This window comes from Pseudogulbenkiania sp. NH8B (genome assembly GCF_000283535.1).
Taxonomy (GTDB): Bacteria; Pseudomonadota; Gammaproteobacteria; order Burkholderiales; family Chromobacteriaceae; genus Pseudogulbenkiania; species Pseudogulbenkiania ferrooxidans.
The window spans coordinates 3,504,974-3,521,540 of record NC_016002.1 but is presented as its reverse complement, the minus strand read 5'-3'; the positions used below and the strand labels follow the sequence as shown (position 1 = coordinate 3,521,540).

The 16,567-nt window shown below is 66.3% G+C and carries 19 protein-coding genes; 6 read left to right on the top strand and 13 right to left on the bottom strand.

Annotated features, from left to right (window positions below; translation table 11 throughout):
• Nucleotides 1–257 precede the first annotated feature (257 nt).
• Together NH8B_RS16260 and xseA are read right to left on the bottom strand one after the other, a co-directional pair.
• The gene (locus tag NH8B_RS16260) at nucleotides 258–716 is read right to left on the bottom strand and encodes a DUF4442 domain-containing protein (RefSeq protein WP_232503488.1); all 459 of its coding nucleotides are present in this window, start codon (nucleotides 714–716) and stop codon (nucleotides 258–260) included.
• A gap of 139 nt (nucleotides 717–855) precedes the next feature.
• The gene (gene xseA, locus NH8B_RS16255; protein WP_014088234.1) at nucleotides 856–2,211 is read right to left on the bottom strand and encodes an exodeoxyribonuclease VII large subunit; all 1,356 of its coding nucleotides are present in this window, start codon (nucleotides 2,209–2,211) and stop codon (nucleotides 856–858) included.
• Nucleotides 2,212–2,564: 353 nt separating this feature from the next.
• On the opposite strand from xseA, the gene NH8B_RS16250 reads away from it, so the two are divergent.
• Genes NH8B_RS16250 through adk form a run of 6 tightly spaced genes read left to right on the top strand, consistent with a single transcriptional unit; the run spans nucleotide 2,565 to nucleotide 6,277 of the window.
• Nucleotides 2,565–3,194 (top strand): MotA/TolQ/ExbB proton channel family protein, encoded by a 630-nt coding sequence (locus NH8B_RS16250; RefSeq protein ID WP_198408179.1) that lies wholly within the window; start codon nucleotides 2,565–2,567, stop codon nucleotides 3,192–3,194.
• Between the two features lie 8 nt (nucleotides 3,195–3,202).
• Nucleotides 3,203–3,631 (top strand): ExbD/TolR family protein, encoded by a 429-nt coding sequence (locus tag NH8B_RS16245; protein ID WP_014088232.1) that lies wholly within the window; start codon nucleotides 3,203–3,205, stop codon nucleotides 3,629–3,631.
• Nucleotides 3,628–4,638: a tetraacyldisaccharide 4'-kinase gene (gene lpxK, locus NH8B_RS16240; protein ID WP_014088231.1), complete on the top strand. Its 1,011-nt coding sequence runs from the start codon at nucleotides 3,628–3,630 to the stop codon at nucleotides 4,636–4,638. The genes NH8B_RS16245 and lpxK overlap by 4 nt, the downstream gene beginning before the upstream one ends.
• Nucleotides 4,628–4,810 carry a Trm112 family protein gene (locus NH8B_RS16235; RefSeq protein ID WP_008954899.1) on the top strand — a complete coding sequence of 61 codons (183 nt, stop codon included), beginning with the start codon at nucleotides 4,628–4,630 and terminating at the stop codon, nucleotides 4,808–4,810. The genes lpxK and NH8B_RS16235 overlap by 11 nt, the downstream gene beginning before the upstream one ends.
• Entirely contained in the window at nucleotides 4,807–5,583 is a 777-nt protein-coding gene (gene kdsB, locus NH8B_RS16230) for a 3-deoxy-manno-octulosonate cytidylyltransferase (protein WP_014088230.1), read from the top strand. The genes NH8B_RS16235 and kdsB overlap by 4 nt, the downstream gene beginning before the upstream one ends.
• A gap of 40 nt (nucleotides 5,584–5,623) precedes the next feature.
• On the top strand, nucleotides 5,624–6,277 hold the full coding sequence (gene adk, locus NH8B_RS16225; protein ID WP_008954901.1) for an adenylate kinase: 654 nt from the start codon (nucleotides 5,624–5,626) through the stop codon (nucleotides 6,275–6,277).
• A 90-nt stretch (nucleotides 6,278–6,367) separates the two neighbouring features.
• Here the strand turns inward: adk and NH8B_RS16220 are convergent, their stop codons facing one another.
• The 11 genes from NH8B_RS16220 to NH8B_RS16165 form a co-directional block, all read right to left on the bottom strand.
• Entirely contained in the window at nucleotides 6,368–7,888 is a 1,521-nt protein-coding gene (locus NH8B_RS16220) for a sensor histidine kinase (RefSeq protein ID WP_014088229.1), read from the bottom strand.
• A 565-nt stretch (nucleotides 7,889–8,453) separates the two neighbouring features.
• Nucleotides 8,454–9,356: a DMT family transporter gene (locus NH8B_RS16210; protein WP_014088227.1), complete on the bottom strand. Its 903-nt coding sequence runs from the start codon at nucleotides 9,354–9,356 to the stop codon at nucleotides 8,454–8,456.
• A gap of 92 nt (nucleotides 9,357–9,448) precedes the next feature.
• Nucleotides 9,449–10,921, bottom strand: coding sequence for a bifunctional ADP-dependent NAD(P)H-hydrate dehydratase/NAD(P)H-hydrate epimerase (locus NH8B_RS16205; RefSeq protein WP_041703063.1), 1,473 nt, complete (start codon nucleotides 10,919–10,921; stop codon nucleotides 9,449–9,451).
• Nucleotides 10,911–11,546, bottom strand: coding sequence for a flavin prenyltransferase UbiX (locus NH8B_RS16200; protein WP_014088225.1), 636 nt, complete (start codon nucleotides 11,544–11,546; stop codon nucleotides 10,911–10,913). The genes NH8B_RS16205 and NH8B_RS16200 overlap by 11 nt, the downstream gene beginning before the upstream one ends.
• Complete coding sequence (locus NH8B_RS16195; RefSeq protein ID WP_014088224.1) at nucleotides 11,513–12,067, bottom strand: Gx transporter family protein; 555 nt, start codon at nucleotides 12,065–12,067, stop codon at nucleotides 11,513–11,515. Before NH8B_RS16195 ends, NH8B_RS16200 begins: the two co-directional genes overlap by 34 nt.
• Nucleotides 12,048–12,416 carry a NusG domain II-containing protein gene (locus NH8B_RS16190; protein ID WP_014088223.1) on the bottom strand — a complete coding sequence of 123 codons (369 nt, stop codon included), beginning with the start codon at nucleotides 12,414–12,416 and terminating at the stop codon, nucleotides 12,048–12,050. Before NH8B_RS16190 ends, NH8B_RS16195 begins: the two co-directional genes overlap by 20 nt.
• Entirely contained in the window at nucleotides 12,413–13,255 is an 843-nt protein-coding gene (rapZ, locus tag NH8B_RS16185; RefSeq protein WP_014088222.1) for an RNase adapter RapZ, read from the bottom strand. The genes NH8B_RS16190 and rapZ overlap by 4 nt, the downstream gene beginning before the upstream one ends.
• Nucleotides 13,236–14,192: an HPr(Ser) kinase/phosphatase gene (hprK, locus tag NH8B_RS16180; RefSeq protein ID WP_008954909.1), complete on the bottom strand. Its 957-nt coding sequence runs from the start codon at nucleotides 14,190–14,192 to the stop codon at nucleotides 13,236–13,238. The genes rapZ and hprK overlap by 20 nt, the downstream gene beginning before the upstream one ends.
• Nucleotides 14,185–14,646: a PTS IIA-like nitrogen regulatory protein PtsN gene (gene ptsN, locus NH8B_RS16175; protein ID WP_008954910.1), complete on the bottom strand. Its 462-nt coding sequence runs from the start codon at nucleotides 14,644–14,646 to the stop codon at nucleotides 14,185–14,187. The genes hprK and ptsN overlap by 8 nt, the downstream gene beginning before the upstream one ends.
• A gap of 117 nt (nucleotides 14,647–14,763) precedes the next feature.
• Entirely contained in the window at nucleotides 14,764–15,093 is a 330-nt protein-coding gene (gene hpf / locus NH8B_RS16170) for a ribosome hibernation-promoting factor, HPF/YfiA family (protein WP_008954911.1), read from the bottom strand.
• Between the two features lie 67 nt (nucleotides 15,094–15,160).
• The gene (locus tag NH8B_RS16165) at nucleotides 15,161–16,564 is read right to left on the bottom strand and encodes an RNA polymerase factor sigma-54 (RefSeq protein ID WP_014088221.1); all 1,404 of its coding nucleotides are present in this window, start codon (nucleotides 16,562–16,564) and stop codon (nucleotides 15,161–15,163) included.
• Nucleotides 16,565–16,567 lie beyond the last annotated feature (3 nt).

Genomic DNA, 16,567 nt, shown 5'->3' with positions numbered 1-16,567 from the left:
CCTGCAGCCAGCACCGCCGATTCTCCGGCCCCGGTGCCGGTCTCATCTCGAGCGTAGCGCGGCGCCCTAGCCGGGCAAGGGCTGACTGTGTGCCAATCCATCGCTGAGCAAATCAAAGATTTGCACGCAGAGATGGGCTCGGCGAAGGATTGGGAAAGATGGACAGGCTGCGGAATCAACCCCTGAGGTGTAGAGGCCCGGCTCGGCCGGGGCCTGTAGCAAGCTGTCAGAGTGCTTTAGTTTGCAGTCTGAGACCGTCAGCGACGGTCTTTTTTACGTCTGACGTACAGCGTCTTGTGCACCCGGGCCACCACTTCTCCGCCGTGGTCGACGACGTCCACCGTCATTTCGGGCAGGTATTTCTCGCCGCCGGCGGTGTGATGGCGGATTTCGGCCAACTGGGCCTCGTCCAGGCGGAAGCGTGCGTTGACCCGGCCGCGCCCGGGCTTGAGGTAGTCGATGCGGCCGGCACGGTCCCACACGTAGTAATCGCGCCCGAGGCAGTTCATCAGCATCAGCATGAAGAATGGGTCGGTCATGGCGTACAGGCTGCCGCCGAAGTGCACGCCGACGTAGTTGCGGTTGGTGAGCCCGAGGCGCAGGCTGACGTCGACTTCGCGCCAGTCGGTGGCGATGCGGCTGACGCGGATGCCGGCGCCGAGAAACGGCGGCCACAGGTTGATGAGGGTCCTGACCAAGCGGGGGGAGGGCTTCATGTCGATCTCAAACGGTTGTTTGAATGACGGCATGCTCCTCCCTCCGCGTTCTCCCTGTCAAGTTCCGCCCTGGCTCAGTATCCGGCACGTACGGCCTGCTCCCGGCGCCGGGGCGTGTAGCAAGACCCAGTGCCAATGCTCAGAACGGCAGTTCCGGCTGGGCGCCGGCGGGGTGGTCGATGATGGCTTCGGTGCGGCCTTCGGCCAACTGCAGCGTCACGCGCTCGTGGTTGAGCAGCTCCAGCGGCGAGCGCACGGCGCGCCCGTCGGCCTTCTGCACGATGGCGTAGCCCCGCTCCAGCACCGCCTGCGGGTTCATCGCCTCCAGCGTGCCGGCCAGTCGCACCAGCGTCAGCCGATGCCTGCCCACCCAGCCGTCGCCGGCGCGGTGCAGCGCTTCGCTCAGGCGGTCGAGTTGCTGGACGTGCTGCGCCAGGTCCGGACGGTGGCGTCGAAGCCGGCTCTCGGCCAACTGCAGGCGCCAGCGGCGTTGCTCGAGCAGTCCCTGCACGTGCCGCCGCAGCCGGTCTTCGGCCAACCTTAGCGATTCGCGCTGACGGCGCAGGTGCTCGCCGGGGTGCTTGAGCCGGCGCGACAGGAAGTCAAGCCGCTGCGCCTTGTCGGTGAGCAGCCGGCCCAGCGCCCGCGCCAGGTGGCGCCGCGCCAGTTCGACCTGGCCCTGCAGGTGTTCGCGGCTGGGCGAGACCAGCTCGGCGGCCGCGGTCGGGGTCGGCGCGCGGCGGTCGGCGACGAAGTCGCTGATGGTGAAGTCGGTTTCGTGGCCGACGCCGCTGACCACCGGGATCGGGCAGGCGGCGATGGCACGCGCCACCCCTTCCTCGTTGAACGACCACAGGTCCTCGATGCTGCCGCCGCCGCGGCAGACGATCAGCACGTCCACCTCGCGCCGCTCGCCGGCCCGCTGGATCGCGGCGGCCAGTTGCTCGGCCGAGCCCTGGCCCTGCACCTGGGACGGGTAGAGGATGACCGGGATGCTCGGCATGCGCCGGCGCAGCGTGGTCACCACGTCGCGCAGCGCGGCCGCGGCCGGCGAGGTGACGATGCCGATGGCGGCCGGGTGCGCCGGGATCGGCCGCTTGCGGGCGGCGTCGAACAGGCCTTCCGCAGTCAGCTTCTGCTTCAGTTTCTCGTAGGCCTCGAACAGGCGGCCGAGGCCGGCCGAGCGCATGCTGTCGATGTTGATCTGGTATTCGCCGCGCGCCTCGTACAGCGTCACCAGGCCCTTGAGCTCGACCTGCATGCCCTCGCCGGGGCGAAAGCCGAGCCCGGCCAGCTTGTGGCGGAACATCACGCAGCGGATCTGCGCGCTGCCGTCTTTCAACAGGAAATAGGCGTGACCCGAGGCGGCCAGCGTCAGGTTGGAAATTTCGCCGCCGATCCATAGCGCCGGCAGACCACTTTCCAGCAGGTCGCGCGCCATGCGGTTGAGTGCCGAGACGCTGATGACGTCGTTATGGGTTTGGTCGAAAATCATGGTTGTCAAGTCATCCACAGCAAAAAAGTCCCGCGTCGCGGAGTCGGGTCCAGCGGGCAAGACGACGGGTCGTGCCGCATTGTGCGTAGTGCGTATTTAATATAATCAACGACTTAGTCGTTGTGCTCAATGTGTGGGCGAGAACGTGGGGAGCCTTGCCTGGCAATCCTTCCGGGTATTTTTCCCAGGCTTGTCCACAATTTTATCCACAGCTTTTGTGGATGATCCGGAATTCCCCTTATAAATTCATGGTTTAGCCATCTCTCTTGGAGCCGCATGGCAGCTGCCGCCGAGCGGTTGCCGAACCCCGGGCAAACCGGCTACAGTCTACCGTTTGTGATACGTCTTGGAGAATGCCTGTGGGGTCCATCATCGAAGCGGCAGGCTGGCCCATCTGGGCCATTATCGTCGCCTCCGTCATCTCGCTGACCATCATTTTCGAGCGTTTTTTCAGCTTGCGTCAGTCGCTGGTGGCGCCGCAGGGGCTGCTGGGGCAGACATTGCAGGAGTATCGCCGCGCCGGCGCAACGCAGGAGCTGCTGCAGTTGCTGGGCCAGCATTCGCCGCTGGGGCGGCTGTTCGCCGCCGGGCTGCGCAACGCCGATGCCAGCCGTGAGGTCATGAAAGAGTCGATCGAGGACGAGGGACGCCTGGTGGCGCACCAACTGGAACGTTACCTCACCACGCTCGGCACCATCGCCGCCATGGCGCCGCTGCTGGGGCTGCTGGGCACGGTGATCGGCATGATCGAGATCTTCGGTTCGCAGGCACCGTCCGGCACCAATCCTACCGCACTGGCGCACGGCATTTCCGTGGCGCTCTACAACACCGCGTTCGGCCTGATCGTGGCGATCCCCAGCATGATGTTCTACCGCCATTTCCGCGCCCAGGTCGACGCCCTGCTGGTCGACATGGAGTCGCAGGCGGTGAAGCTGGTGGAAGTGCTGCACGGCGAGCGCACGAACGGCAACGGCAACCACTGAGGCGCGGCATGAACTTTCGACGTGGCCGGCACCGGGAAGAACCGGAAATCAACTTCATCCCTCTGATCGACCTGCTGCTGGTGATCCTGATCTTCCTGATGGTCACCACCACCTATTCGCGCTATTCCGAGCTGAAGATCAACCTGCCGGCGGCGCAGGGCGCGGCACAGGCGGAAAAGAGCAACGAGATCGACGTGGCGGTGTCGCCCGCCGGCGACATGATGGTGGGCGAGGTCAAGCTGCCGGCCGGTGATCGCGACGGTCTGGTGGCGCGCCTGAAGGACCTGGCCGCCGGCAAGCACGGCGTGGTGGTGGTGATCAACGCCGATGCCAAGGCCAGCCACCAGTCGGTGGTGGGGGTGATGGAGGCGGCGCGGCTGGCCGGGCTGACGCAACTGACCTTCGCCACGCAACTGCCTTCCGACGCTCGGCCGTGAAGGCGATCGAGCGCCACTGGTACCATCCCCGCGCCTGGCTGACCGTGTTGCTCGCCCCGCTGGAGGGGCTGTTCGCCGCCGTGTCGACGCTGCGTCGCACCCTCTACCGTCGCGGCGTGTTCCGCTGCGAGCGCCTGCCCGTCCCGGTTGTCGTGATCGGCAACATCAACGTCGGCGGGGTGGGCAAGACGCCACTGACGCTGGCGCTGATCGAGGCGTTCCGGGTGCGTGGCGTGGCGGTCGGGGTGATCAGCCGCGGCTATGGTGGCCAGTACGAGGCTCCAACCGAAGTCGGGCCCCACTCCACGGCGGCCGAGGTCGGCGATGAGCCGCTGCTGATGGCCGCCGGGGGCGCCCCGGTGGTGGTCGGGCGTGACCGCGCCGCGGCGGGGCGCCTGTTGCTCGACCACCATCCCGAGGTGCAGCTGATTCTCAGCGACGACGGCCTGCAGCATTACCGGCTGGGGCGCGACCTGGAGCTGGTGGTGCTGGATGGCGCACGCGGCATCGGCAACGGCCGCCTGCTGCCCAACGGGCCACTGCGCGAGGCGGCCGGCCGGCTGCGTTCGGTCGACGCGATCGTGCTCAACGGCCCCCTTGCCGATGCCGCGCACTGGCTGCCCGCCGCGGTGCCGCGCTTTGCCATGACGCTCGAGCCGGGCGCCTTCGTCTCGCTGGCCGAGCCGGGGCGGACGCGCCGTGCCGCCGATTTCGCCGGCGAACGGCTGGTGGCGCTCGCCGGCATCGGCCATCCCGAACGCTTTTTCCGCACCCTCGAACAACTGGGCCTCGATCCCGGCCGGCGGCTCGCTTTTCCCGACCACCACGCTTTCCAGCCGCAGGACATTCCGGACGATGCCGATGCAGTACTGGTGACGGCCAAGGACGCCGTCAAGTTGCACTGCGTCAATCGTGCTAGACTATGGGTTCTGCCGGTCCGGGCGCGGCTCGCCCCGGACCTTGCCGACTGGATTCTTGCCCGATTGAAGATACGACATGGACGCTAAATTTCTCGACATTCTGGTGTGCCCGCTGTGCAAGGGCCCGCTGGTGTACCGCAAGGCCGAACAGGAGCTGGTGTGCAAGGGCGACCGGCTGGCGTTTCCCATCCGCGACGGCATCCCGATGATGCTGGAGAGCGAGGCGCGCGAGCTGCCGGCCGAGGAAGAGGTGGAATGAACCGCGGCTTCACCGTGGTGGTTCCGGCACGCATGGCGTCGAGCCGGCTGCCCGGCAAGCCGCTGGCCGACATCGCCGGCAAGCCGATGGTGGTGCGGGTGGCCGAGCAGGCTGCCAGGTCGGCCGCGCGCGCGGTGATCGTCGCCACCGATCATCCGGATATCGTCACGGCGTGCACCGCTCACGGCGTACGCGCGGTGATGACCCGGGCAGACCATGCCAGCGGCACCGATCGCCTGGCCGAGGTCGCCGCCACGCTCAGCCTGGGCGCCGACGAGATCATCGTCAACGTGCAGGGCGACGAACCGCTGATCGACCCGGCGCTGATCGATCGCCTGGCCGGCCTGATGGCCGAATCCGGCGTGCCGATGGCGACGCTGGCGCACCCCATCCACTGTGCCGCCGACGTGTTTAATCCCAACGTCGTGAAAGTGGTGCTTGACCGGACCGGCCGTGCTCTTTATTTTAGTCGGGCACCCATCCCCTATGCCCGAGATGCGTTCGCTCAGGATGTGAACGTTTTGCCGCCCGAGCTACCGGTTCTGCGGCACATCGGCATGTACGCCTACCAGGCGGGTTTTCTCTCTACCTACACTTCGCTGACGCCCGCGCCGCTGGAAACGTTCGAGGCGCTGGAGCAGTTGCGCGTGCTGTGGCACGGCTACCCCATCATGGTGGCCACCGTCGCCGACGCGCCGCCAGCCGGAGTCGATACGCCAGATGATCTCGAGCGGGTGCGTGCTCTGTTCGCCACCCGCTCGAAAAACGATTAGCACAAAAGACGAAACGCAAACTTTGACGGGAGAGTAATTCATGAGAATGATTCTGTTGGGCGCTCCGGGCGCCGGCAAGGGCACCCAGGCCAACTACATCAAGGAAAAGTTCGGCATTCCGCAAATCTCCACCGGCGACATGCTGCGCGCCGCGGTGAAGGCGGGTACCCCGCTGGGCCTGGAAGCCAAGAAGATCATGGACGAGGGCGGCCTCGTGCGTGACGACATCATCATCGGTCTCGTCAAGGAGCGCATCGCCGAAGCCGACTGCGCCAACGGTTTCCTGTTCGATGGTTTCCCGCGCACCATTCCGCAAGCCGAAGCGATGAAGGAAGCCGGCGTCGCCATCGACTACGTGGTGGAAATCGACGTTCCGGACGCGCTGATCGTCGACCGCATGTCCGGCCGCCGCGTGCACGTGGCTTCCGGCCGCACCTACCATGTCAAGTACAACCCGCCCAAGGCGGAAGGTCGTGACGACGTCACCGGCGAAGAGCTCATCCAGCGCGACGACGACAAGGAAGAAACCGTACTCAAGCGTCTGGCGGTCTATCACGAGCAGACCGAAGTGCTGGTTGGCTACTACTCGCAACAGGCTGCTGCTGGCGACGCTACGGCGCCGAAATACGTCAAGATCGACGGCACCCAGGCGGTAGAAGCGGTACGCGACCAGGTGTTTGCCGCTTTGGGTTGATCGAGACGGCAAGACGATGAAAAAGGACGGTCAGACCGTCCTTTTTTTGCGCCTGCGGGGCTGCGCACGCCCTCCAGGCTACGCTCTGGCTCAGAAAGGCGCCTGGCAGGGAATGTCCAGGGTGAAGACCGAGCCCTGGCCCGGCTGGCTTGCCACCGTCAGGGTGCCGCCCAGCGGCTGGCGTGTCTTGCTGTTGGCGAGGTAGAGCCCGAGCCCGCGGTGTTCCTGTCCGCCGCGGGTGGTGAAAAACGGCTCGAACACCCGGTCCAGGTTTTCCGGAGCGATGCCGCAACCGCTGTCACTGATGCTGATGCGGACGTGCCGCTCGTCCCGCAAGGTGCTCTCCAGCCGTATCCGGCCACGTTGTCCCGCTTGGAAGGCGTGGAGCGTGGCATTCTCTAGCAACTGGCTCACCACCTGGAACAGTGCGCCCGGATAGCTGTCCATCAGCACGTCGAGTTCCCCGTGCAGTTCGATGTCCAGGTTGGCGCTCTCGCGCTGTGGCTTCAGGTTGCGGACGATTTCTTCCAGGTAGGCCGTCAGCGGGAATTGGCGCCGCGTCTCGCCGGTCTGGTCCTGTGCGATCTGGCGGAAGCTGTGGACCAGGTCCGCCGCGCGTTCCGCACTGGAGAGCAGTAGCTGGCAGCTCTCTTCGGTATGCGCCAGATAATCCAGGAATTCGCTCTTCTTGATGGTCCCGGCGTTAAGGCTCTCCGTCAGGTAATGGGTGGTGTTGGCGAGGCTGGAGGCGGTGCTCAACGTGACCCCGATCGGGGTATTGATTTCATGGGCGACGTCGGCCCCAAGCCGCCCCAGCGTGGCCAGGTTCTCGCTTTCCTCCAGGGTCTGTTGTGCCAGCTCAAGCTGCTGGAAGGCCTGTTGGGCGCGCTGCTTCTCTTCCTGTGCTCGGGCATCGGCACGCTGCAGGGTAACGAGATCGAGGCGCCGTTGCTCGCCAAGGCGCCGCGCGCTGTCGAGAAGGGGGGCGAACTCCTGGCTGATGGCGCCGGTGTTATCGGCGGCGGGTTCTGGTGCGCTCTGGACTAGCGCCTTCTCCAGCTGTTGTTGCAGCTGGTCCAGCGGTTGCCGCAGGTGGCGCTGCAGGGCGTAGCGCAGCAGAAGCCACAGTCCCCCGTCCAGCAGCAGCACCTGCAGCAGCAGGTCGAGACGGCGTTGCTGCTCCTTGAGCCGCAGTGATTCGCGGCTCAGGTAGACCGTGGCCTGGGCGAGCTGTTCCTGCTTCAGGTAGGTGATGGCAAAGCTGAGCCGGTCGTCCGCCGGCGGCTGGTCGGCCGGCGTCATGTCGCGCACGGCGCGCCCATCGCGGATACGGCCGAGATTGAGCCCGGCATCGCCCTGGATGCGGATGGCCTCCACCGCCGACCAGGCCAGCTCGGCGTCGAGCAGCTGCCGCAGGTAGGGTTCGTCGAGCTGCCAGACGCCATGCGGCAAGGTGAGCTCCAGTCGATGGGTCAGCGACTTTCTGAGCGCCATGTACTCGCTTTGATCCTGTCGCCGGCTGTAATCGTTGCAGACCACGCCCAGCCCTGTGAGCAGCAGGGTGGCGCCGCCGAGCAGCCAGATTGCCAGTTTTCCTGTGAACGTACGCATAGCCCCTTTCTGCACTAGCCGTGTCTTTTATCCTATATGTTGACCATGTAAAAGCAAAAAAACACAAATCGGGTAGGGTAAATACGATCGCTGCTGGTTCAGGCATCGTGCTGCGAGGGACTTGTCATGAGAACGAGAACATTGCTGGCCGGGCTGATGCTGCTGCTGTCAGGCGTTCCGGCCCGGGCCCTGGAATGGCTGGGGACGACGACAGGGGCCACGGCCACGAGTGGCATCCTCGCTGCTACTGCCGGGAGGCTGCCGGGTTGCGGCGACGGGCCGGGTGATGTCGCCTGTCGCGAGCGCAGGCGGGACGCCGCACCGACAAGGCGCGTGGCGGTGTCCTCGAGCGCGCTGCCCGAGGCCCGGAGGACGGCACCGTATCGGGCGAGAGTGTTCAGCGCCCGCAGCCGCCGGATGGTCCCGCGCACGGGGCGGCTCGACGACGCAGCCTCCGGCATGGCCAGTGGCGGGGTGGCCGCCATGACCGGGACGGTGGCCATGGCGCCGGTGGGAAGGGAGTGACGGGAGGGGCGGGCCAGGCCGGCAGCCTGCCCGGTCCCGTTCAACTGGCGTGCGCCGCCGCGGCGTTTCTGGTCGGCAGCTTTTGCAGCAACAGGCCGGACAGGATCAGGCCGAGTCCGATCAGGGTCGAGCCGAGGATGGGCTCGCCGATCACCAGCCAGATCAGCACCAGCGACAGCAGCGGCGACAGAAAGATCAGGTTGGCGATCTTGGCGGTGCTGCTGGTCAGTTTCATTGCCGTGAGCCACATGACGAAGGTAAAGCCCATCTCGAGCGCGCCAACGTAGGCGGCACCCGCTATCCCCTGCCAGGCCACCGGGCGCAGTTCGCCGCTGAGCGCGCACCAGATCACGATGAGGGGCAAGGCCAGCAGGAAGTTCAGCGTGAGCCCCAACACCGGTTCACGCTGGTCGCGCGTGTTGAAGATCCAGTAGCCGGCCCACAGCAGCGTGGAGAGCAGGGCGTAGCCGACCCCGGCCAGACTGGAAAAATGCAGCGTCAGCAACTCGCCGCGCGTGCCTATCACCAGCACGCCGAGATAGCAGATCAGCGCCGCCAGCGCATCGCGTCCTTTCAGCGGCTGTTTCAACAGCGGCACCGCCAGCAGCGTCATGGTCAGCGCCCAGGTGTAGTTGATCGCCTGGGCTTCCTGTGCCGGCAGCAGCGAGTAAGCCTGGAACAGGATCAGGTAGTAGACAAAGGGGTTGATCGCGCCCAGGATCAGCGAGTGTCGCCAATGTTGGCCGAAGGCCGTTTTCAATTCGCCGAGGCGCCCCTGGCACAACAGGATGAGCAGCAGCGACAGCAGCGAGAACGCGGTGCTGTAGAGTACCAGCTGCGCCGGGCTGAGGTGTGCCAGGCTGATCTTGAAGGCGGTGGCCACGGTCGACCACGCCAGCACGGCGGACAGGCCGTAGGCGTAGGCTTGCTTTTGGCGGCTCAAAGGGGACTCCTGGATGGGGTGGGGTTGCCCGATTGTAGCGGCTGACCTCGGGACTGGCCATCGTTGGAGACTGGATACAATGAGCGTCCGACTCAGCCGTGTACGCCTGTGCGCGCCTGGTTGATCATGCGCGACAACAGCGGCACGGTCGCGGCAGCCGTGAGCCCGACCGGGCCTTGCTCGGCGCGGGTATAGGCATCGCCCGCCAAGCCGTGCAGGTGCACCCCTAGCGCGGCGGCGTCGAACGCGGGCAGTCCCTGCGCCAGCAAGGCGGCCACCAGCCCGCTCAGCACGTCGCCCTGGCCGGCCACTGCCAGCGCCGGGCCGCCGCTGGTGTTGAGCCGGTAATAGCCGTCGGGGCGCACGATCAGGCTGCCGGCACCCTTGAGTACCACGACGCTGTAGAGGCGCTGCGCCAGCGTTCGTGCGGCAGCGAGCCGGTCGGCCTGCACCTCTGCCGTGCTGCACGCCAGCAGGCGCGCGGCTTCCGCCGGATGCGGTGTGAGGACGGTCTCCCCCTGGCGCCGGCTCAGCGCCTGTTGCAGCGCACTGTCGCCGGCCAACAGGTTCAGTGCATCGGCATCCAGCAGCAGCGGGACGTCGGTGTCGAGCAGCCTGGCCAGCCACTGGCGGGCGCTGCTGCCTTGCCCCAGCCCGGGGCCGATGGCGACGGCGTCGGCGCGGGGCAGTGTGGTGCTCGGCTCGAGCGCCTGGATCATCAGCTCGGGAGCCGCCGGATCGACGGCCAAGCGGTCATCCAGTGTCGCCAGATGCACCTTGCCGGCGCCGCCCGCGTAGGCGGCGCGTCCGGCGAGCAGGGCGGCGCCGAGCATGCCGTGCGCGCCGCCGATCACCAGCACGCAGCCGAAGCGTCCCTTGTGGCTGTCGTTGGCGCGTGCCGGCAGCAGGGCCAGCGGGCGGTTCAACTCGCCCTCTGTGGCGGGGCAGAGTTCGCTGGGGTAGTCCAGCGGCGCCAGCTCGACCTGCCCTGCCAGGTCGGCGCCAGCCGCCATGTAGAGCCCCGGTTTGTGGCTGAGGAAGGTGAGGGTGTGGCTGGCACGAATGGCAACGTTGGCGACGGTGCCGCGGTACGGGTCGAGGCCGGAAGGGGTGTCCAGCGCCAGGACCGGAATGGCCAATGCGTTGAGCTGGCGGATGGTGTCCAGCCACGGAGCGGCGAAGTCGCGCGCGAGGCCGATGCCGAACAGCCCGTCGATGATCAGGTCTGGCGGCGGGGCGTCTTCGGCCAACGTGGAGCGCGGCTGCAGGCCGGCCGCCAGCAGCGCCTGCAAGGCGGCCTGGGTGGCGGGGGAGGTCGGTATGGCGGGCAGCAGCAGGTCGACGTGATAGCCGCGCTGGTGCAGCAGCAGCGCGGCCTGCAGCGCGTCGCCACCGTTGTTGCCCGGACCGGCGGCGACCAGCACGCGCACCCCCGGGGGCAGGTGCCCCCCCACCCAGTCGGCGGTGGCGCGGGCGGCCTGCGCCATCAGGTCGAGACCGTGGTGGGCAGCGCCCTGTTCCAGCTGACGCAGCGCGGCCAGACTCAGCATCGCGTCAGTTCGCATCGGCCGGCTCTCCGCCTTGTTCTCCCCAGCGCGGCAGCAGCGTGTGCGCGACGCCGAGTTGATCCAGTATCCGCGCCACGATGAAATCGACCATGTCATCCACGCTTTGCGGGTGGGTGTAGAAGCCGGGAGCGGGGGGCAGGATCACCGTGCCGAGCCGGGCCAGTTTCAGCATGTTTTCCAGGTGGATGACCGACAGCGGCGTTTCGCGCGGCACCAGGATCAGACGGCGGCCTTCCTTGATGGTGACGTCGGCGGCGCGCTCGATCAGGTTGTCCGACATGCCGTGGGCGATGGCGGCGAGTGTGCCCATCGAGCAGGGGCACACCACCATGGCATCGGCCGGGTTGGAGCCCGACGCCACCGGGGCGAACCACTCCTCGCGACCGAAGGCCTCGAGCTGGCCGGCGGCGGCGCCGCTGCGTTCGGCCAGCCAGTCGCGCAGCTCGGCCGGGCGCGAGGGTAGGCTGAGCTGCATCTCCTGGCGCGCCACGACCTGGGCGGCCTGCGACGACAGCACCCAGACCCGCTTGCCGGCCTGGATCAGGCAGTCGATCAGGCGCAGGCCGTAGGGCAGGCCGGAAGCGCCGGTCAGGGCGACGGTGACGGTGTGGACGGGGCGCATGAGGATCCTTCCAGAAGCTTGCCGGCAATGATGCCGTTGACCAGTCCGCTGAGCAGGGCGGCCAGGGCGAACGCCGGGACGAAATACAGGATGTTGTCGGATGGGATCAGCCAGGCGCGCGCCAGCAGCAGCTGACCGCCGATATGGCAGAACGCCGCCACCAGGCTGGCGCTGACCGGGCCGAACCAGCGCTTCGGCCAAGCCTGCGTCAGACCGAGCCCGGCCAGGCTGGCGACGCCGCCGGCGAGGCCGAGAAAGAAGCCGGGGGTGAGCAGGCTGCCCAACAACAGGCCGGCACCGAGGATGCGCAGCAGGCTGACCCACACCGCGGCGCGCCAGCCCAGCGTCTCCAGCGCCAGCAGCGTGACGATGTTGGCCAGCCCAGGCTTGACGCCGGGCAGCGGCGAGGGGATGCCGGCATCCACCACGGCCAGCACGATGGCCAGCGCGGCGAGCCGCGCGATGCGGTGGTCGTGCGGCTGGGCGTAGAGCCAGCGGGTGTCAGAAGTTGAGGCTGTCATAAGGCTGATCGGGCCCGGTCAGTTCGATGCTGGTGGCGTTGGGCAGGCAGATCGCGACCTGTCCCGCCCGCGACAGCCAGCCCTGATGCACGCAGTACTGGCGCGGGCTGGGGTCCTGCTTGATGCGCGCCTTGCCGCCCGCGATCTCGACCACGGTCACCCCCAGGGGGCCCTGCACCGGCACCAGCCGGTTGTGCAGCAGGCTCAGGTTGGCGACCCGTTGTCCGCCGGCGCGTATCGTCACGTTGCGCGCCTGTCCCTGCCCCCACAGCTGCCAGGCGAGCCAGCCGGTCAGCACGGCTCCGCCCAGCAGGACCAGCCAGTCTCCGGGCCGGACCAGGCGGCTCATGCGTCCCGGGAGAGCTGGCGGTGGCGCAGCAGGACCTGCTCGCTGGAAAAGCTCCTGGCGAGCGCTTCGGCTATGAAGACCGAGCGGTGCTGGCCGCCGGTGCAGCCGATCGCCACCGTCAGGTAGCTGCGGTTGTCCTGGCGAAACGCCGGCAGCCACTTGGCGACGAATTGGCGGATGTCGCCGAGCAGCTCGTCCACCATCGGGTATTGGGCGAAGTAGGCCACGATCGGTGCGTCCTGCCCGGTGAGCGGACGCAAGGTATTGTCGTAGTAGGGGTTGGGCAGGCAGCGCACGTCGAACACGAAGTCGGCGTCGAGCGGTACGCCGTGCTTGAAACCGAACGACTCGAAGATAATGGTCAGACGGTTGTCGTCGGCCTCGACCAGGTCGTTGACCCAACTGCGCAAGGTGTTGGCCGACAGCTCGCTGGTGTCGAGGCGCGCCCCCAGTTCGCGGATGCTCTCGAGCAGTTCCTGCTCCTTGCGGATGCACTCTTCCACCGTCAGGCCGGAGCCGGATAGCGGGTGGCGGCGGCGGGTTTCGGAGAAGCGCTTGACCAGCGTGTCGGTCTTGGATTCGAGAAACAGCAGCCGCACGTCGATGCCACGCTCACGCAGCTTCTGCATTTCCACCGGCAAGGCCCCGAGCGAGGGGCTTGAGCGGGTATCGACGCTGATGGCGATGCGCTCGTAGCCGTAGGTGGCGTAGATCGCGACCGCCTCGCGCAACATGGTGGCCGGGAGGTTGTCGACACAGTAGTAGCCGGCGTCTTCCAGGGCACGTAACGCCACCGATTTGCCCGAGCCGGACAGGCCGCTAATCAGTATCAGGCGCATGCTCTTGTTCCCTGAGGAAGTTGGTATGCCGTTCGATGAACTCGCGGGTGCTGTCGATACCGCGTAATTGAAGGATATAGTTTCGCACGGCGGCTTCAACCAGAACCGCCAGGTTGCGGCCGGCGGCGACCGGCAGCACCACCTTGCGCACCATGACGCCGATGATGTCCTGCGTCTCCGACTGGATGTTGAGGCGGTCGAGCGCCTGCATCGCCTGGTCGTTGGCCTTGACCAGGTGGATGATCAGCTTGAGCACCTTCTTCGGCCGTACCGCGGTCTCGCCGAAGATGGTGCGGATGTTCAGGATGCCCAGGCCGCGTACTTCGAGGAAGTCGCGCAACAGCGGCGGGCAGCGCCCTTCCAGGGTTTCCGGCCCGATGCGGTAGAGCTCCACGGCGTCGTCGGCCACCAGGCCGTGACCGCGCGAAATCAGTTCCAGCGCCAGTTCGCTTTTGCCCATGGCCGAATCGCCCATGATCAGCACGCCGATTTCCAGCACGTCGAGGAATACCCCGTGCAGCACGGTCGAGACCGCCAGCGCGCGCGCCAGATAGATGCGCAGCACATCCATCAGGTAGGGGCTCTCCAGCGGCGTGGTCATCAGCGGCACGTTGTGGGTGTGGCAGTAGTCGCGCAGCAGCTTGGGTACCGGCTGGCCGTTGGCCACCATCACCACCGACATGCTCTTGTGGAACAGCTGGTCGAGCGCAGTCTTGGCGGCCGACTGCTCCAGGCGGTCGAGGTACTCGACTTCGGCCAGGCCCAGCACCTGCACCCGGTTGGGGTGGATGAAGTTGAGGTGGCCCACCAGCGCCAGCAGCGGACGCTGCTCGTCGTTGCCGATCAGGTTGTCGGCTCCGCCGGTCCCGGCAACCCAGCTCAGGTTCAGTTTGTGCTGGTTGTCGTGGTAGAGCTTGCGAACGCTTATGCTAGGCATTGGGAGACCATTCGGTCAGCAGGGTGTAGAGCTCGTCGGCATTCTGGGCGGCGAGCAGTTTCTCGCGCAGCGGCCGGCTGGAGAAAAGTTGGGCCAGTTCCGACAGCACCTGCAGGTGCAGGTCAGTGGCCTGTTCCGGCACCAGCAGCACGAACAGGATCTGTACCGGCTTGCCGTCCGGGGCGTCGAAGGGAATCGCAGATTTGAGGCGGATCAGTACACCGGCCGCCTCTTTCAGACCACGGGCGCGGCCGTGCGGAATGGCCACACCTTGCCCGAGCCCGGTGGAACCGAGCTTCTCGCGGGCGAACAAGCACTCGAACACTTCACTGCGCGCGATGCCGCGGGTGTTCTCGATCAGGAGGCCTACCTGCTCGAAGACGCGCTTCTTGCTGGCCACGTCGAGGTCGAGCAGGACGTTGTCCCGAGTTAGGATTTTGCCGATCAGGCTCATAGGGGTCTGTTGAGAGCTGCCAAAAACCCGACGATTCTAGTTGCTTTGGTGTGACAGAGAAAGGACTGTGCAAAGCAAAGCGGGAACCTGATGGTTCCCGCTTTATCAATCAAGGGCTTAGAGTGTGGCTTCTGGTGCCGGGGCCGGTGTCGGAATGGCCCGGTGTTCGCTCAGCTTTTCCTTGTGCTTGAGAACCTGTCGATCCAGCTTGTCCATCAGGAGGTCGATGGCGGCGTACATGTCCGACTCGGTGGCTTCGACGTGGATGTCTTTGCCGGAGAGATGGACGTTGACCTCGGCCTTCTGGACCAGCTTGTCCACGGACAGAGTCACCGCCACGTCGATCACATGGTCGACATGACGGGTAATGCGTTCGAGTTTGCTTTCGATGTAATCACGCAGCGGTTGGGTAACGTCGAGGTGGAGACCGGTTACTTTGAGGTTCATACCTTACTCCTTCTTGTGTTGGCTGCCCGGCGGATGCTGCCGGGCATGCTGATGATTCAATCCAAGGTCAGAGGACCTTGCGCAGATTGACCGGTGGAATCTGCATGGCTTCACGATACTTCGCTACGGTGCGTCTTGCAACCTGTATGCCCTGTTTTGCGAGCTCGTCGGCCAGGGCGCTGTCGGAGAGGGGTTTGGCGCGGTTTTCGGCGTCGATCATCTGGCGGATGTGCGCCTTGATGGCGGTGGCCGAGCACTCGCCGCCGCTGTCCGTTTCCAGGGCGCTGCCGAAGAAATACTTCAGCTCGAACAGGCCGCGCGGGCACAGCAGGTATTTCTGCGTCGTCACACGGGAGACCGTGGATTCGTGTAGTTCCAGCTCATCCGCAATGTCGCGCAGGATGAGTGGACGCATGGCTACTTCACCGTGTTCAAAGAACGCTTGCTGTCTTTCGACTATAGATTCCGCCACTTTCAGGATGGTGTCAAATCGTTGCTGAATATTCTTCACCAGCCATTTCGCCTCCTGTAAGCGCGAGCTCATTTCACCGCCGCTGCCGCGGTTTTCGCTGAGCATCTGGGCGTACATCTGGTTGACGCGCAGGCGCGGCACGGCGGCGTTGTTGAGCTCGGCGCGCCAGCGCCCCTTGATGCGGCGCACGGCGATATCCGGGATGATGTAGCGGGTGTCGTCGACGCCGAAACCGGAGGCCGGGCGCGGGTTGAGGCGGGCGATCAGGGACTGGGCCTGCTTCAGTTCGGCGTCGCTGACGTCGAGGAGACGCTTGAGCCGGGTGTAGTCGCGATTGCCGAGCAGGGTCAGGTGCTCGCGGACGATGGCGTGCGCCAGGGCCTTGCCCGGGGTGCTGTCGGGCAGCTGGGCCAGCTGCAGCGCCAGCGACTCGGACAGCGAGCGGGCGCCGACCCCCTGTGGTTCGAACTGCTGCAGCAGTTTCAAACCGAACGCCAGTTCGTCTTCCTCGATGCCCAGTTCCAGCGGCAGCGAGGCGGCCAGTTCCTGCAGGTCGATCGTGAGGTAGCCGTCTTCGTCCAGTTCCTCGATCAGAAGCTGCACGATGGCGCAGTCGCGCTCGGGCAGGGCGATTTCGCCCAGCTGCGCCAGCAGGTGTTCGCGCAGCGTGACCGGGCGCGGCACGTTGGCCATCGGGTCGTAATCGTCGCCGTCTTCACCGCGCCGGCTGCCGCTGCCCCAGTCGGTGAGTTCGCCGCTGCTGTTGTCCTCGCGTTCCGGTTCCTGGCGTTCGGGCTCGGCCTCGCTGCCGGTGGTTTCGGCCGGGGCGCTGTCGGCGACGGGCTCGTCGCCCCGTTCCAGCAGCGGGTTGTCCTGCAGGAAGCGCTCGACTTCGGTTTGCAGGTCGACGGTGGACAGTTGCAGCAGCCGGATCGACTGCTGCAGTTGCGGGGTCAGCGTGAGCTGCTGCGAGACCTTGAGCTGTAGCGACTGCTTCATGGC

Bases quoted from the DNA above. Each gene is read 5' to 3' on its own strand.
- xseA (WP_014088234.1), bottom strand. From the start codon at position 2,211: ATGATTTTCGACCAAACCCATAACGACGTCATCAGCGTCTCGGCACTC.
- ptsN (WP_008954910.1), bottom strand. From the start codon at position 14,646: ATGAGCCTGATCGGCAAAATCCTAACTCGGGACAACGTCCTGCTCGAC.
- NH8B_RS16260 (WP_232503488.1), bottom strand. From the start codon at position 716: ATGAAGCCCTCCCCCCGCTTGGTCAGGACCCTCATCAACCTGTGGCCG.
- hpf (WP_008954911.1), bottom strand. From the start codon at position 15,093: ATGAACCTCAAAGTAACCGGTCTCCACCTCGACGTTACCCAACCGCTG.
- NH8B_RS16245 (WP_014088232.1), top strand. From the start codon at position 3,203: ATGAACTTTCGACGTGGCCGGCACCGGGAAGAACCGGAAATCAACTTC.
- NH8B_RS16200 (WP_014088225.1), bottom strand. From the start codon at position 11,546: ATGCGCCCCGTCCACACCGTCACCGTCGCCCTGACCGGCGCTTCCGGC.
- NH8B_RS16250 (WP_198408179.1), top strand. From the start codon at position 2,565: ATGCCTGTGGGGTCCATCATCGAAGCGGCAGGCTGGCCCATCTGGGCC.
- NH8B_RS16235 (WP_008954899.1), top strand. From the start codon at position 4,628: ATGGACGCTAAATTTCTCGACATTCTGGTGTGCCCGCTGTGCAAGGGC.
- NH8B_RS16165 (WP_014088221.1), bottom strand. From the start codon at position 16,564: ATGAAGCAGTCGCTACAGCTCAAGGTCTCGCAGCAGCTCACGCTGACC.
- NH8B_RS16220 (WP_014088229.1), bottom strand. From the start codon at position 7,888: ATGCGTACGTTCACAGGAAAACTGGCAATCTGGCTGCTCGGCGGCGCC.
- hprK (WP_008954909.1), bottom strand. From the start codon at position 14,192: ATGCCTAGCATAAGCGTTCGCAAGCTCTACCACGACAACCAGCACAAA.
- kdsB (WP_014088230.1), top strand. From the start codon at position 4,807: ATGAACCGCGGCTTCACCGTGGTGGTTCCGGCACGCATGGCGTCGAGC.
- NH8B_RS16190 (WP_014088223.1), bottom strand. From the start codon at position 12,416: ATGAGCCGCCTGGTCCGGCCCGGAGACTGGCTGGTCCTGCTGGGCGGA.
- adk (WP_008954901.1), top strand. From the start codon at position 5,624: ATGAGAATGATTCTGTTGGGCGCTCCGGGCGCCGGCAAGGGCACCCAG.
- NH8B_RS16205 (WP_041703063.1), bottom strand. From the start codon at position 10,921: ATGCGAACTGACGCGATGCTGAGTCTGGCCGCGCTGCGTCAGCTGGAA.
- NH8B_RS16195 (WP_014088224.1), bottom strand. From the start codon at position 12,067: ATGACAGCCTCAACTTCTGACACCCGCTGGCTCTACGCCCAGCCGCAC.
- rapZ (WP_014088222.1), bottom strand. From the start codon at position 13,255: ATGCGCCTGATACTGATTAGCGGCCTGTCCGGCTCGGGCAAATCGGTG.